This is a genomic window from Hahella ganghwensis DSM 17046, from assembly GCF_000376785.1.
GTDB lineage: Bacteria > Pseudomonadota > Gammaproteobacteria > Pseudomonadales > Oleiphilaceae > Hahella > Hahella ganghwensis.
Map to the genome: position 1 here is coordinate 50,325 of NZ_AQXX01000143.1, position 15,407 is coordinate 65,731.

Here is a 15,407-nt window from a genome sequence, read left to right on the forward strand (position 1 = left end):
GAAACGCCAACAGACCTCGGATAATGCCTGATACTACACCACTGACTGTGCCTTCTCAGACCGGTCTTGATCTGAACGATGTTCCGTACTCGCCATTGGCAACCGCCTATGACGAGATGATGGATGCTCAGGGCAAAGTGCGCCCTCATTGGCAGGCCTTTGCCAAATATTTTACCGGAGTATCGAGGAATGACCTCGACAATCTGAACAAGGATAGCCAGCGTCGCCTGAAAGAGCAGGGGGTGAATTATAACGTCTACAACGATCCGGAGGGGATGCGACGTCCCTGGTTGCTGGATCCGCTGCCGATGGTTTTTTCCGAGGAGGACTGGGCGCCACTTGAAGAAGGTTTGCAGCAAAGAGCCCGACTTTTCTCGGCGTTATTAAGAGATATCATGGGTAATCAGACCTGCCTTAAGAAGGGGCTGTTACCCCCGGAAATCGTATTCCAACATCCTGGATATCTGCGCTCTATGGTTGGCGGTGTGCCTTCGCCGCTGACACTATATGCCGCTGACCTGGCTCGTGGACCGGATGGTACCTGGTGGGTCTTGAGCGATCGTACCCAGGGGCCTTCCGGTGCAGGATACGTCCTTGAAGCCCGCATGGTCACCAAGCGGGTTCTGGGACAAGGGGCGGTAGACTATTCTATCGCTCCACTGGCACAGTATTTTTATCACCTGAAGCGCCACGTTGCGGCGTTGGCACCGGATAATCAAAGTGATCCGACCATCGTTCTGCTGTCTTCAGGCATTGGTAATGAAGTGTATTTCGAGCACGCCTATCTGGTGGCGCAGTTGGGGATTACCCTGGTCGAAGGGGATGACCTCACAGTCAGGCAGGGTAAGGTCTATCTGAAGACTGTCGATGATCTGAAACAGGTGGATGTGATTATCCGGCGGGTGGATGATGTCTACAGTGATCCTCTGAATTTTCGTGGTGATTCAATGCTGGGGGTTCCGGGACTGGCTCAGGCCCAAGCATTAGGCCGGGTGGGAATGGCCAATCCTTTGGGCAGCGGTATGCTGGAGTCTCCTGCCATACTGCCATTTTTACCGGGGCTATCACGGCACTTTCTCAGTGAAGAGTTAAAGCTGCCGGAAGTGGCAACCTGGTGGTGCGGCCAGGAAAAAGAGCGTAAGCATGTGATCAGCAAAATTGATTCTCTGGTCATCAAACGGGTGGATCGTGCGACCGGTGTGGTTTACGGAAACAAACTGACGAAAGCCCAAAAGACAGACTTGATCAATCGGATCAAAGCCGAACCCTGGTTATATGTCGGACAGCAGTTGCTGAGCTTTTCTACAGTGCCAACGCTCGCTGATTCTGCTCTCCATCCCCGTCACCTGGTGTTGCGAACTTTTGCTGCCGGTGACGGTGAACAGTATGACGTGATGCCGGGTGGGCTGACCCGTGTGTCGCCGGATGCCAATAGCTTTGTGGTATCCAGCCAAATGGGAGGGTTGAGCAAGGACACCTGGCTGATCAAGGGCGGCGGATCGATGCGGGATGTTCTACGGCTGAACCCAGCCAAGCAACGCCGCACTGCCTCGGCCATTCTCACCAGTCGTGCCGCTGAAAATTTATTCTGGCTGGCCCGCTATATGGAGCGCGGTGAGTCATTGTTGCGATTGATTCGAGCCTACCTGAGGCAGTTGGAAAACTATTTTGATTATGGCGATGATACCGATGCTCAGGTGTTGATTAACCTCAAACCTTTGATCGAACTCTATTGTAAGGTGGAAGGTAAACAGCAACGATTACCCCGGTTGGATGTCCTGCAAGGCTTTATTCTGGATAGCCGGCATACTGGCAGTGTCGCCTACAATTTACGGGCTGCCATTCGTACTGCCTATACACTTCGGGATCTGTGGTCAGGGGATTGCTGGCGAGCGATTGAAGAGCTGGAAGAACTACTGGATTACACCGAAAAGAATCAAAAGGGCGTGGCGTTGGATCAATTTATTCAGCCATTCCTGACCGGACTGTTAGCCTTCTGGGGAGCCAGCCAGGAAAGCCTGGCGTTGGACCAGGGCGGACTGTGGCTGCAGTTGGGGAAGCGTCTGGAACGTTCCCAGAATACAGTTAACAGTGTGTTGCGGTTGTGCCATGTATTTTCTGAAGAAAACGAGGCTGGTTTGCGGCACGTGTTGCTGGAGTCCAATGATTGTCTTAACAGTCACCGCAGACGTTTCGGGACTGACCTGACCTATTACACCACCTGGCAGCATCTGCTGCTTGAGCCAACTAATCCAAGATCACTTGTGAGCACTGTCAGCGCCATGGAGCCTTTGTTGGGGTATCTTAACCCTAACCCCCATCGGGGCCTGATGCCGTTGGAAAAGCGGGTACTGTCCGGACTCACTCCTTTGCGGCTGGCAGATGCCAGCGAATGGCACAATACTGAATTGACCAAGACAGAATTGGCCGAATTCCTGAATGAACAGATGGCCACCTTTAGCCAGTTTGGACTCGACATTGAACACCAATACTTCAAACACGCCCAGCCCATTACCCGATTCATGCGCTGAGGTTTCCTATATCCGGGTGCGACACGAGACCCTGTATCGCTATCCGGGGCTCGCATCGCTGGCTTACAACAAAGCCTGGCTGGCGCCGCTGGTGCGTCTTGAACAGCAGGTGTTGGAGCACAGAGTCCGCATTGACCCCAAACCTCGTTTTCAGCACGTTCAAACCGATAGCTTTGGCAACCGGGTCCACTATTTTGAAGTTCACAAACCCCATCAACAGCTAAAGGTTACCAGCGAAGCGGTGGTGGGTCGTTGCCCCAAACCCCTCAATGATGCCTGCCAGTTTCCCTGGGAGCAGATCACCTACCATTCCTTGCAGGCTCGTCAAAAGATGGAACTGTGCTCTTTTGCCTATCCAAGCCCCATGGCGCCATATCATGAGGAGGCCAAAGACTACGCCCAGAGTTGTTTCAGTCCGGCGCGACCGGTTGCGGAATCTCTGCTGGATTTTGCCGGGCGAATCTATCGTGATTTCAGTTATGAATCAGGTGCAACCCAGGTGGATACGACACTGGGTGAGTTTCTGGATATTCGTAAAGGCGTCTGTCAGGACTTTGCTCATCTGGCCGTTTCTGGGTTGCGGAGCCTTGGGCTGGTGGCTGCTTACGTCAGTGGGTATGTCATGACCTATCCTCCTGAAGGCGAGGAAAAACGCCAGGGGGCTGACGCCTCCCATGCATGGGTGGCGCTCTATGTGCCAGACTACGGGTGGTTACATGTCGACCCGACGAACAACATGTGGGTAAGTGATGAACATGTGATCGTGGCCATCGGTCGTGATTACAGTGACGTACCTCCCTTGAAGGGGGTCTGCTACGGAGCTGGCCAACAACAGCCGGAAGTAGCCGTAACTTTGGAGCGAATCAGCCGTGAGGAGCTATCCTATGGGCATTAAATGGAAAGACTACAAGTATCCGAACCTATTCGATGAGATGGTGGACGAGAAAGGGCGACCGAAGCCTGTTGCCAAGGTTCTGGCCGCTCATCTGGCCGAATTGGAGGATGCTGAACTTGAGCGCCTGAAAGCGACATCCGAGTTGTCCATTAAGGAAATGGGGATTACGTTTACCGTTTACGATCAGGAAGGGGGCTCCATCGACAGGCAATGGCCGTTCGATATTATCCCGAGAGTGATGAGTCGCAAGGAATGGGATGTGGTGGATGCGGGTCTGAAACAACGGGTTAAAGCTCTGAATATGTTCATCGATGATCTGTATCACGATCAGAATATCGTGAAGGATAAGATCTTTCCCAAGGAGCTCTTGGCCAAGTCCAAAAACTTTCGCAAGCAATGTATCGGTATGAGCCCTGCTCACGGAATCTGGGCGCATATCTGTGGATCTGATCTGGTTCGCCATGCGGATGGCCAGATTTATGTATTGGAAGATAATCTGCGCGTCCCTTCCGGCGTATCTTATCTGCTGGAAAACAGGCAGGTGATGAAACGGGTATTTGCAGACCTGTTCGGAGACTTCAGCATCCTGCCGGTCGATGACTATCCATCACAGTTATTTGATACGCTCGCTGCCTTGTCTCCCCGGCCGGCTGAATACCCGCAAGTCGTTGTGCTGACGCCGGGCATCTATAACTCAGCCTATTTCGAACATGCTTATCTTGCCCAGCAAATGGGATGCGAATTGGTAGAAGGGACTGATCTGGTTGTGGGGGACGATGACTGCGTTTATATGCGGACAATCTATGGCTTTGAGCTGGTCGATGTCATCTACCGCCGCATTGACGATCTGTTCCTGGACCCGGAAGCCTTTAATCCGGATTCGGTATTGGGAGTCCCAGGTCTGATGAGGGCCTGGCTGAAAGGGAATGTGGCATTGGCCAATGCTCCGGGAGCTGGCGTTGCCGATGACAAAGTGGTCTATGCCTTCGTCCCTGATATGATCAAGTATTACCTCAGCGAGGAGATGATTCTTCCTAACGTCCCGACTTACCTCTGCATGAAGGATGATGACCGTAAATACGTGTTGGAGCACCTGGAAGAACTGGTTGTAAAACCTGCCAATGAATCCGGAGGCTATGGCATGCTGGTCGGGCCAAGTTCGACCAAAAAGGAAAGGGAGAAGTTCGCTGAACTCATCAAGTCTGATCCCCGGAACTATATTGCACAGCCGACCCTCAATCTGAGTACCGTACCGACGTTGATTGATGGCAAGGCTGAGCCACGGCATGTGGATATGAGACCTTTTATCCTGTCCAGTAATCAGACTTATGTTACGACTGGTGGGCTGACCCGAGTGGCATTACGAAAGGGGTCTCTGGTCGTGAATTCGTCTCAGGGAGGCGGCAGCAAGGATACCTGGATAATCGACGAGGAGGCTTGAAATGTTAGCGCGTGTAGCAGGCAATATTTACTGGATGGCCCGTTATCTGGAGCGGGCAGAGGATTTGGCACGGTTAATTAACGTCAACGCCAATCTGGCTCTTGATTTACCAAAGGGTTTGTCACCAATCTGGGGACAACTGGTCGCAATTACTGGCGCAGGTGATACCTATGAGGGAGAGTTTGATGAGCGCTCCGTCCTCAAGTTTTTGATCAGTGACACAAATAGCCATGTCTCCATATTTTCCAGTTTGGCCAGTGCCCGGGAAAATGCCCGGACTATTCGGGATGTCATTCCCAGAGAAGTGTGGGAAACCATTAATACAACGTATCTGCATGCCAAGGACCATTCCCAGCAGGCATTAACCAAACGTGGGCGTTACCCGTTTCTTCACGAGATCATTACCCAGTGCCAGAACATCACGGGCACTTTGTCTGGAACCCTGAATCACGATGCGGGCTATACCTTCCTGAAGATAGGTCGGAGTCTTGAACGGGCAGATATGACCAGCCGTATTATTGATATCCGGTCCGCCAACCTGATACCGGACGCCACCATGACCAAGGCGACCTACGAAAACTTGCAATGGATGAGTGTCCTGAAATCGCTGACCGGTTATCAGATGTACCGGCGCGAAATGCAGGTGCGGATTCAGCGTCAGGAAGTGTTGCGTTTTCTGATTCAGTCGAAAGTTTTTCCCAGGGCTATCGCCCGTTGCATGAGCGATCTGGAGTTCAGTCTGGATTCGCTACCGAATCACGAGAACACCTTGTTGGTGGTTCACCGGGTAAAGAGACAGCTGGATAATATGGATATCAGTAAACTGAAGCAGGCTGAATTACAGGCTGCCATGGATTTGTTGCAGATTGGATTTGCACAGGTACATGATGAAGTGACGAGCGCTTATTTTGGTGCTCCGACACAGAGTCAAAGCCAGGAAGTTGCCTGATAGGTTAGTCATTCTCTGATCGAAATCATAACGGGGAGCGATAGCTCCCCGTTGTCTTTCTGGTTTGTTGTTCTGGTTGCCCCGCTACTTTTGTTGAAGTGTATATTTCAGAATCTCCACTACCTGCTGAGGTGTTTGCGCCCAGGCCATGGCGGCGGCATTCACTTCTTTAAGAGGGTGGATCAGGGCTTCGTCATGTAATGTAATGATTGGTTTGCCCAGTGCTGCAGCGTAGCCAGCATCAAATGCCGCATTCCACTGCTTGTATTTGTCACCGAAACGAACCACGACAACATCCGCCTGCTGGATGTGTGTCTGGATCCGGATAGCATTGATCTTGGCCGATTTGTTATCTTTCCAGAAGGGTTGGGATTCTGCTCCGAGAATATTATCCCCAACATCGTCACTGGCTTCGTGATTGGTAACAGCTGAGTAAAAATCGATGGGAAGTTCAGCGGAAGCGGCGCCTGAGATTATTTGGTCTCGCCAGTCCGTATGAATTTCGCCGGATAAGTAAACGTTCCAGTGCATAAGAGACTCTCCGTTATGATGGCAGGAGAGCCACCTTAGCGCTGTTGTGTCTTGGCGGCAAGTGGGAGGAACTTCGGTCTCTAGAAGTACACGTCGTCCGGATTAAACCGGTAGTTGCCCAGGTGCATGCTGCGTTCCTGGTCAAGAGCCTTGATTTCGGCCTTCACCTGGAGAGTCCAAATTGGTTTGGCGGCGATCAGTTGCTCAAAGCCTCGTTCCAGTAAAGAGTTAACTATCGCATTCATTGCGGCTTTCGCCTGAGGCTGGCTGATATAGGGCCCCTGGACCTTGGTACGGCTGGCCGGGCGGTTTGGCAGGCCAGACAGGGCGACGAGATAAAAACTCTCTTCTGTGGCGACAAGGTGTACTTCAATCCGCTTACCGTCACTGTGAATAAGCGCGCAGAACTTTGGATCGGAATACAGCGGTTCAGCAAAATCCAGACGCATGATCTTCCCCCAGGAATACAACTATGGGTAACAACGATTTTATAGTAGCAGAATTTTATTGCACGGTTTGTTCAGGGTTACCATTTCGGCGCTAAATACGGGATATTTAACCTGTTTTTACAGTTGCCGTTATACCTGTTGGCAAAGTGAACGTAACTCTGACATTCTGTCGGCAATAATCGCCTCCCCGGCCAACTGTTTCTGTTCCTCGAGAATACCCTGCAGAGTTTCCTGGGTTGTCAGAGGATTGGCCAGAACCACTCGGAACACAATACAATCCTGCCCCCGATACTGTTTTGGGTTCAAGCGCGTGCGGGAAACGAAAGATTTGCCCCTTTCCCTTTGAGTCTTTTGCAGTGCCTTGGTGATTCTGCCGAGGCACTCGTGGATGGCTGAGGCTTCTTCGGCTGAGGCCTTTTGTAAAGCGTCTCTGGCCCAGGATGGACAATAACGATAGGTCAGAATATTCAGTTCCGGTGCACTGATCAGTTCAAAATCCGGTTCCTTCTCAATCATCGTGGCAAACGCTCTGGCTTTTGCTATTCCCTGATCGATTAGAATTTCATAACCAGTACGACCGATAATCTTCAAACCTGACTGTATCAGCATGGCCATGCCAGGGCGTGAACCTTCCAGGGTCCGGCTACCAAGATCCCGAGAACCTTTGCGGATAATATATTGAGCATGATGTTCTATGGCGTTAGGCAACGTGGGGTCTTTAAATACCACCAGGCCTGCCCCCATAGGCACATAGAGTTGCTTATGGGCATCCATCGTGACAGAGTCCGCCCGTTCAATCCCCTTCATCAGTGGACGATGAGTTCTGGAAAACAGCGTAGGTCCGCCCCAGGCAGCATCTACGTGGAAGTGGGTGTTATATTCTTCGGCGATTTCTGCCATCGCGTCCAGAGGATCCACATTTCCGGTTTCCGTGGTTCCTGCTATACCAACAAGGCAAATGATTTTTATCCGTTTTTCCGTTAGCTTTTTACAGGTGTTGCGAAGGGCAGACAGATCGATCTTGTTGTCCAGGTCAGTGGGGATTGCGATGATATTGTCACTGCCAAGCCCCAGGAGATCGGCAGATTTACTCAAAGAGTAGTGACCCCGGCTTGAGACCAGAATAACGGCGTCTTCGTAGCCATAATGTTTCAACGCCTGATGCATTCCGGCGCGGCGCACACCTTTGAAACTCCCCTGTTCGGGGAAGCTGCGGTTGCGAGCGACCCAAAGCGCTGTGATGTTGGCGATGGTGCCACCGGAGCACATACTCCCCAACGCCACATTGCTGTCATGCATGTTTTCCTTGTAGAACGCTTCTCCCGACTCGTAAACCAGACGATGTAGCATACCGATGACCTGACGCTCAAGCGGCGTGAAGGCTTTGGAGGTCTCGGTTTTTACCAGGTTCTGATTCAAGGCGATCATGATTTTAGACAGCGGCAGCATGAAATAAGGCAGTGCCGATGTCATATGACCGACAAAGCTTGGCGACGCTGTGTGAACGGACTGGGCAACCAGTTTATTTAAGAGAAACTCTGTATGCTCGGAGACAAATACCGGATCTTCCGGAATCTGCGAGTCTGCGAAATCCAGTTGCATATCGGCCAGATCTTTTTCAACAGCGACAATATGGTCCTGAAGAAAACCGGCCAGATTCTCTGAAATTTGTTTGTCTATGCGACCCAGAGTGGAGTCTGGTGCCTCCGGTATCGTAAATACACGATACATACTCTCCAGGCTGGCCTTGGCGACTTTCTTACCCATAACTGGAATTCCTTACCGAACCGCTGGTACAGAGCCCATCAATTTTGTGTGAGCAGGCCTTGGAGCGCCAAGTATAATCAGTGACCGTTGCCGCTTCCAGAGGCGATCAGGAGCTACAGGGTAAGTTGTTCAAAATGTGTGATCAGTGCATCCAGTGATTCAGTGAACATTTGTTCCAGTTGGTTAAGGTGCTGTGACATGGTCGCGTTATTGGCGGCCAGTACCAGGATGCTCCATTCTGCAGACTGCGGCAGATCAGCATGATCACTCTCACAGATTGCGAACTGAGGCATTTGACCCAGACGGGTCTTGAGGCCTGACAAGCGCTGCCGTTTCTCCTTGAGAGAAAGGCAGCCTTCCAGATGCATTCCTACCTGAACCAGGCGAATTTCCATGGTGATTGGCCAGAACTATCAGTGAGAAACGTTCAAAGCAGCTTTGACGTGGTCCCTGAGCGCGTTGTCCAAACCTCTACCTCTATAGGCGATGCCGTTTATAAAGATGGCTGGCGTACCAGTCAGACCGAGCTGAACAGCCTGGACTGCGGAACGCTCAATCTGCTGGGTACTTTCTTCGGATTCCATGCAAGAAGAAAGTTGTTCGGTATCCACTCCGAGATCTGATGCCAGTTCCAAGGCAACTTCCTGACTCAGGCGTTCCTGGTTGGCAAACAATGCTTCATGGTAGCTCCAGAACTTGTCTTGTTTACCTGCGCAAAATGCCGCTTTGGCCAGCATTCGCGATTGGTCTCCCAATACCGGAAAATCAATCATGACCAATCGAATTCGGTCAGGATATTCTTCTTGCAATTGCTGTAGTGTTGTTGCTGCAACCTTGCAATGCGGACAACGGTAATCTGCAAACTCAGCGATTGTCAGGACTGCGTTATCTGAACCTTTCGCCGGATAGCCTTCAAGGTCAAGTGTGACTGATGGGGCTTCTGGTGGCGTGAGGTTGACAGACAATAATCCCCGGCTGATCAGGTCGTCTATCAGGCGTTGCTCTGCCCGCCCCAGTCGATCCCGGTTCAGGGCGTTCTTGAGAGCATCTTTGATGGCGTAGAAAGGTTGCGAAATCTGGGCTTTGTTAGTTTCGTAAAATCTGGACACTTCTTCGTCACTGACGGGTTCGACATCAATCAGATCGTTTCGAACTTCCTCGCGGGTTTGACCACTCTCTTTGGCCAGCTTGTCCAGATGCAAGGTGAGCGCGGCTTTCTGAATTTCCTGGGTTTTTTGCTCAAAGCTGTGTTGATCCAGAGCGAAGACGGCGCTCGCCTGAGGGTAGGGGAGGTCCTTCAGGGTATAGGACTCGTTCATCAGAGTGAATAGAGTGCTATCAGTGGAAGGTTCAGAATTCAGACCCAACTTGTTCGATTGCAAAAGTGTTGCGACGAAGAGTCCTAACGCAAACATGATGATGCCAACATAAATTGGCGGTACGGAAAATTTGCTTTTGGCCATAAGTATTCTCGGGTAAGTCCTTTCTCGTCGAATGAATTCAGAGAACTGTTTCGTTAATGCCCACCGCTCTCAGGCAGAAGGCGGTAATTTCTTTAATCATCTGTTGTTCGGAGTACTGTGTTTTGGGTGAAGCCGACCCGGTAGTATCATCACGGATACGCGCTGCAAGAGGCCCAATCAGTGCCTCCGCCAGTGCTCCTACCAGTGCAGCCCCACTAATCTGAGGGTGTTGAGGGCACAGCTCCTCTGACGCAATCCCTTCCTGAATGGCCGCAGCGAACAGGTTGGCATAGTGTTCACGGTAATTCAGCCGCTCCTGATCCAGTTGAGGATCAACTGGTTCTGCAATCAGTGAGTAGGCTAACCGGCGGCTCCGAAGTGCGCGGTCTGCAAAAGTGGAAACAGCCGCATGCAGGCGTTTTTTAACGTTTCCTGTGGCCTCGAGAGCTGACTTGACCTGTGCAATCTCTCTAGAGGTGGCGGTGCGGAAGACTTCAGTGCACAATGCCGATTTATTGGGGAAATAACGATAAACGCTGCCGGTAGCAACTCCGGCCCGGGCGGCAATAGCAGATACCGATGTTCCGGAGAATCCTTGCTCAGCAGTCAGCTCTGCTGCAGCCTGAAGGATCTTCTCACGAATATATTGTTTGCGGGCTGCAATTTTCGGGGTTTCGCGATAGGCCATAATGCTTACTTGTTGTGGTTGTCATCTTTGGACATACTGCTTGGCTACATTGCCATATCGCCGCCGTGATGGGCATTGATCTGACTTGTTGCCATGTCAGAGGCCGTTGCATAGCTTTATTGACAAAGCCCATGATTGTAACCCTGCCAGTTGCCGGTTCAAGTCAATTTTCGTTTATCTTGTTTTCCTATTGCCCATGCCAGTCTAAACTGGTTAACAGGAAGTTTTTTACGGACTTGTTTCTTGGGATGCAGAATCGACGCGCCTATCCAAGATATTCTCTTCAGCATGACGCTCTAATCGTCGCCAAAGGCTTCAGCCCTGCGTCCTGTGGAGTGATGAACATCTGTGCCGGTGGAATGTGCCTGGCGGACATAGACTCGTCCAGCTTAAGCCGTCATTTGGCGGATTCGCCCGGCGTAGAAGTGGAAGTTCATGTATTTATCCGCAGTACGCAGACTGAGCAACATGTGACGGCTCTTGCCAATGTACGCCGGGTTATTGGCAACACTGCAGGAATTCAGTTTGCCGAAAAGCAGCCCAAGCTTCTGGAATCTATACTGAAGGAAAGCGATACCAAGTCAGACTCCAACATACTCTACACCACGAAATCCAAGCGTACCAAACTGAAGTCCTGGTTTGGGGACGCCTCCAGACGATTTGTATCCCCTTTGCTGAATCAGGCCAGAGAAATGGCTGTCAAAAACCTCACTCAGCGCATCGAAGAGAGCATTAATCTTCATACTTCCAGTGAATTGAAATTCGGTAAGGCCTGTCTCAGCAACCAGCAAGAAGATTTCAACCGTTATTTTCTAGAGCATTGGGACAGATGCCTGGAAACGCTGGAAGCAAGCTCCAGCGGCGAGGATGGCGCCAGCCTTAGCAATCTACAGGTGGTGGACAAAGGGCAGTTTGAAGACTGGCTTGAGTTACAAATGGTTGTCAGCCGTATAGGCAAGGCCTGCCATAACGAGTTGTTCCTGCTGGATCAGTTTTTAAGCCAAGTGTTTTCGAGAGAGGTGGATGACCGTGGCAATCCAATTGCCCCTGTCGTCCTGGGTCAGGCACTGCACGGTGCGCTAAACCAGTTACAGGTGCCGGAAGTTGCCCGCACGAGTATTTATGGTGCGTTCGAAAACACTCTGAGTGGGGCATATCGGACCAGACTGCAGGATATGGTGGAGGTGTTTGAATCACATGGCCTCCATGCGCTGCCTTTGGAGAACATTCGTACCAACTGGTCTGACAGTGGATCATTTGGCCAGTCTGGCCGCAGAAAAGAAGGAAAGCCTCTTGAAGGTCAGGTTTTATCCTCTGAGGCTGGTGTCAGCTCTGCCACTGCCCAGGTGGGCAGAAAAATGGGAAATGTTTTGCAACTGGTCCAACTGCATCGAAATGCAGGAAGTGCAGGACAAGCGCCGGAATTCGTGGATGCCGGTGAGGAAGGGAACTCTCTTGAGCTTGCAAGGGTTGTAAAGTCCGTACAGTCTGAATTGCTAAATGCTTTATCTTCCCCAGGGAACACCTTGAGTAGTGCTGTGCAAACAAGTTCTTATTTCAAGGATGCGGAGCATGCCTCTGTCAGGCAGGAAGACTGGGATATTGTTGAGCTGGTGGATAGAATTTTCGCCCCTGTCAGTCAGCGGAACATTCCCTCGGAACTGCAGGGTGTGATCAATCAGTTAAGGGTACCGTTGGTCAACCTGTTACTGAAAGATCAGAGCTTTCTTGAAGAAAACAGACACCCGGCACGTACCGTTCTCAACCATTTCATGTCTCTGGTTTCTGCGGATCGGGTATCCAGCAAGAATCTTGAAAAGTTATTGAAACAGGTTGTTGATGAGCTGGCGGAGGCCGGAGAGATCAGTCCTGAAATGCTGAAAAGTGTTGCTCTTCGACTGGAGGAGCTGGTCAAGCGACAGGAAAAGGCCTTTAACCGCAACGCGGATCGCATCGCGAAAACCCATGAAGGCAAGCAAAGACTTCGGGAGGCACGTCGCCTGATAGCCAGGCGTATTGACGCGTTGTTTGCCGGCCGCAAGGTCCCTCAGGTGCTGCTTGATTTACTGAACGCGGGTTGGGAACACGCCATGGTGCTGGCCTACCTCAAAGAAGGGGGCGACAGCGAAACCGTTACCGATTATTACGCGGTGCTGGAACAGTTTTTTACCTGGCTTGATCCGGATTGCGAAAGTGACGATGTTTCCTTTGAAAGAGAACTGGAAAGTGCAGCCCTGTTGGACATGGTGGCGCGGGAGCTGGCCGTCAGCCCGGACAGCTCGAAAGCCCGGATGGTACTGAAGGAGCTTCGTCGAATTTTTATTGACGAGCTTGAACCGAAATACGTATTTGTTGAGCATTATCCGCTGGAGCCCTATGACGAGGGAGTGCCTGAAACAATTGATACTGAAGGTATCGATGAACGTTGGCAGGAGAGAGCTCATCAACTGCAGCCGGGAGAGTGGCTGGAAGTTCGATTACAGGACGGTAGCAACCAGCGGATGAGGCTGGTTTGGGTTGGTGAGAATGCTTTCAAGTTTGTGTTTCTCAATCCTCAGGGACTGCATGAGATCCACTATGATTATTCAGATTTACTTAAGGGCCTTCAGGAAGGCCATATCATGCGGGTTGAAGAAGGTGAAGTTCCCTTTGTCGACAGCAGTCTTTACAGCATAGTGGAAGAGCTCTATCAAAAAATGGCCTTCCAGGCGGTTCACGACCCTTTAACCGGCTGTATGAACCGGCATGAGATAGAGAAACAACTGGATGTTGCTATTAATCGGGCGAAACTCAATGGTCAGGAATCCGCATTGCTGGTGATGGATATTGATCGGTTCGATCTGGTTAACAGTACCTACGGCAGCCCTGTGGGTGACAGGCTACTCTGTGATTTCTGCAACGGGGTACTGGATAAATTATCCCAGGTTAGCGGGCGGACTATGCTGGGACGCACCGGGAGTAATGAATTTGCGTTGGTGGTGGAGTCCTGTTCCCGCGAGCAGGCAATGGATTTGGCTGACAGTATCTGTCGAAGTTTTGCAGCAAGAAAGTATGAGGCTGATCAGCAAAACTATTCTGCCACTCTGAGCGTGGGTATCGTACTGGTGAGCAATGACAGTATCGATGCTGGTACTACGCTCGTCTCCGGGACGCGTAGCTGTAAGGAAGCTAAACGTCTGGGAGGGAATCAGGTAAGGCTTCAGGCGCCTGAAGACGAAGGTATGTTGAAGCAGCAACAAGTGGAACAGTGGGTAGCGCGAATTGACCACGGTATAGACTAATGTAATTTGTTTCTTAGAGCTCAGCGCATACAGCCATTGTTAGACACAGAGCTTCCCTTTTATGAAATTTTGCTGGGAGTGAAGGATGATCACGGCAAGACGACTTCACCTGAGCCTTTTATCCTAGCGGCCGAAAAGTACAAAAAAAATGTCATTGTGGATACCTGGGTTGTTTCACAAGTTATTGACTGGATGCGTTACAACCCTGACAACCTTAAAAAACTTTCCGGTTTTAACGTGAATCTGTCAGGGCATTCACTCAGTGACAACCAGTTTATGGAATTTCTTGAGCAACAGTTTCGTCAAGGGGGGTTTCCGGCTTCGAAGATATGCTTTGAAATAACCGAAACGGCAGCGGTTCTCAATATTAATTACACCGCCGATTTCATGCGTGAAATGAAACGCAGTGGTTGTTATTTTGCTCTGGACGACTTTGGAACAGGATTCTCTTCATACGCCTATCTACAGAAGTTACCCGTCGATTTCCTGAAAATTGACGGTGTATTTGTCCGGGACATCAATGAAAACATGACCAACTATGCTATGGTGAAATCGATCAGCGAATTAAGTCGATTCCTCGGAATGGCGACGATTGCAGAATGTGTCGAAGACCAGGCTGGACTTGATGCGCTTAATGAAATCGGCGTTGAATATGTCCAGGGTTTTCATATTGAAAAGCCTCTTCTCCTGACTGATTTATAGTCTTCTCCACTTATTTTTCAGCTTTCCATACTTTAAGTAGCTTCCTTCCCCTCCTGAACCGCCATTTCTTTGTCTTTACGTGAAGGACATTTGATTTTACTTAGATTAGAAGTGGTTACGTAGTGAACGACGAGTCAGTAAAGTTCTTTGATTACAAACGGGTACAGAAATATACAATTTTTTTTGTAAAGTTGTTGGCGCTTCTGAAAACCTGGTCTATAAATATCGAAAAATGGTGAACTTGAAGGATAAAGGGCCATGGTTCGGCAATACCAGAGGACGATATTTGCCAAGGAGGCTGATTACGAAGTGATAGTCTTTTGGAGATATGAATATGAGTACTCGCGACGATAATTTTGAGCCGGATTTCCAGAACGATGCGCAAAATGATGATTTATACAATGAAGAATCTGGCAAGGATGTTTATCAGGCTGAATCCCAGTCTATGAAGAAAGCCGTCAGGGATCAGTTGCAAAGTGATATTGAAGCCTTTTTGCAACAGGGCGGTGTGGTTCAGAGCATTGAGGACAATGTCAGAGCTGATCCTCCCCGGAAACCTGATCTGCAATATGGCAGCGGATCCATTTAACAAATATTTTCAATGGCCCCTGAGCCAACTTACTCTGTGTCCGGGCGATTATTTAATACTCTGATGAATCATGAGGTTAGAGTCGCCCATATCTGATTTTCCTTCCAATATCCGCAATCTG

Annotated in this window: 13 protein-coding genes; 7 read left to right on the forward strand and 6 right to left on the reverse strand. The window is 50.4% G+C overall.

The window, feature by feature from the left end; genetic code table 11:
• The first annotated feature begins 23 nt into the window (after nt 1-23).
• From F566_RS0129300 to F566_RS0129315, 4 genes are read left to right on the forward strand one after another with little or no spacing between them, the layout of a single operon-like run.
• Entirely contained in the window at nt 24-2,531 is a 2,508-nt protein-coding gene (locus F566_RS0129300) for a circularly permuted type 2 ATP-grasp protein (RefSeq protein WP_020410621.1), read from the forward strand.
• A gap of 16 nt (nt 2,532-2,547) precedes the next feature.
• Nucleotides 2,548-3,426 (forward strand): transglutaminase family protein, encoded by an 879-nt coding sequence (locus tag F566_RS0129305; protein ID WP_020410622.1) that lies wholly within the window; start codon nt 2,548-2,550, stop codon nt 3,424-3,426.
• The gene (locus tag F566_RS0129310; RefSeq protein WP_020410623.1) at nt 3,416-4,867 is read left to right on the forward strand and encodes a circularly permuted type 2 ATP-grasp protein; all 1,452 of its coding nucleotides are present in this window, start codon (nt 3,416-3,418) and stop codon (nt 4,865-4,867) included. Before F566_RS0129305 ends, F566_RS0129310 begins: the two co-directional genes overlap by 11 nt.
• Nucleotide 4,868: 1 nt before the next feature.
• Nucleotides 4,869-5,816, forward strand: coding sequence for an alpha-E domain-containing protein (locus F566_RS0129315; RefSeq protein WP_020410624.1), 948 nt, complete (start codon nt 4,869-4,871; stop codon nt 5,814-5,816).
• A gap of 84 nt (nt 5,817-5,900) precedes the next feature.
• Here the strand turns inward: F566_RS0129315 and F566_RS0129320 are convergent, their stop codons facing one another.
• The 6 genes from F566_RS0129320 to F566_RS0129345 form a co-directional block, all read right to left on the reverse strand.
• Nucleotides 5,901-6,347, reverse strand: coding sequence for a YtoQ family protein (locus F566_RS0129320; RefSeq protein WP_020410625.1), 447 nt, complete (start codon nt 6,345-6,347; stop codon nt 5,901-5,903).
• Nucleotides 6,348-6,427: 80 nt separating this feature from the next.
• Nucleotides 6,428-6,796 carry a PA4575 family protein gene (locus tag F566_RS0129325; protein WP_020410626.1) on the reverse strand — a complete coding sequence of 123 codons (369 nt, stop codon included), beginning with the start codon at nt 6,794-6,796 and terminating at the stop codon, nt 6,428-6,430.
• 129 nt (nt 6,797-6,925) lie between these two features.
• Nucleotides 6,926-8,563 (reverse strand): pyridoxal-dependent aspartate 1-decarboxylase PanP, encoded by a 1,638-nt coding sequence (panP, locus tag F566_RS0129330; RefSeq protein WP_020410627.1) that lies wholly within the window; start codon nt 8,561-8,563, stop codon nt 6,926-6,928.
• A 113-nt stretch (nt 8,564-8,676) separates the two neighbouring features.
• Nucleotides 8,677-8,958, reverse strand: a complete 282-nt coding sequence (locus tag F566_RS0129335; protein ID WP_020410628.1) for a DUF503 family protein — start codon at nt 8,956-8,958, stop codon at nt 8,677-8,679.
• Between the two features lie 18 nt (nt 8,959-8,976).
• A complete protein-coding gene (locus F566_RS0129340) occupies nt 8,977-10,026 on the reverse strand; it encodes a DsbA family protein (protein ID WP_020410629.1) in 1,050 nt (349 codons plus the stop codon).
• Nucleotides 10,027-10,063: 37 nt separating this feature from the next.
• The gene (locus F566_RS0129345; RefSeq protein ID WP_020410630.1) at nt 10,064-10,714 is read right to left on the reverse strand and encodes a TetR/AcrR family transcriptional regulator; all 651 of its coding nucleotides are present in this window, start codon (nt 10,712-10,714) and stop codon (nt 10,064-10,066) included.
• A 248-nt stretch (nt 10,715-10,962) separates the two neighbouring features.
• On the opposite strand from F566_RS0129345, the gene F566_RS0129350 reads away from it, so the two are divergent.
• The 3 genes from F566_RS0129350 to F566_RS34475 all read left to right on the forward strand — a co-directional run bounded on the left by F566_RS0129350 (nt 10,963) and on the right by F566_RS34475 (nt 15,286).
• Complete coding sequence (locus F566_RS0129350) at nt 10,963-13,995, forward strand: DUF1631 family protein (protein WP_020410631.1); 3,033 nt, start codon at nt 10,963-10,965, stop codon at nt 13,993-13,995.
• Nucleotides 13,996-14,001: 6 nt separating this feature from the next.
• Nucleotides 14,002-14,697: an EAL domain-containing protein gene (locus F566_RS0129355; RefSeq protein ID WP_083921209.1), complete on the forward strand. Its 696-nt coding sequence runs from the start codon at nt 14,002-14,004 to the stop codon at nt 14,695-14,697.
• Between the two features lie 334 nt (nt 14,698-15,031).
• The gene (locus F566_RS34475) at nt 15,032-15,286 is read left to right on the forward strand and encodes a hypothetical protein (protein WP_033417039.1); all 255 of its coding nucleotides are present in this window, start codon (nt 15,032-15,034) and stop codon (nt 15,284-15,286) included.
• The last annotated feature ends 121 nt before the right edge of the window (nt 15,287-15,407 follow it).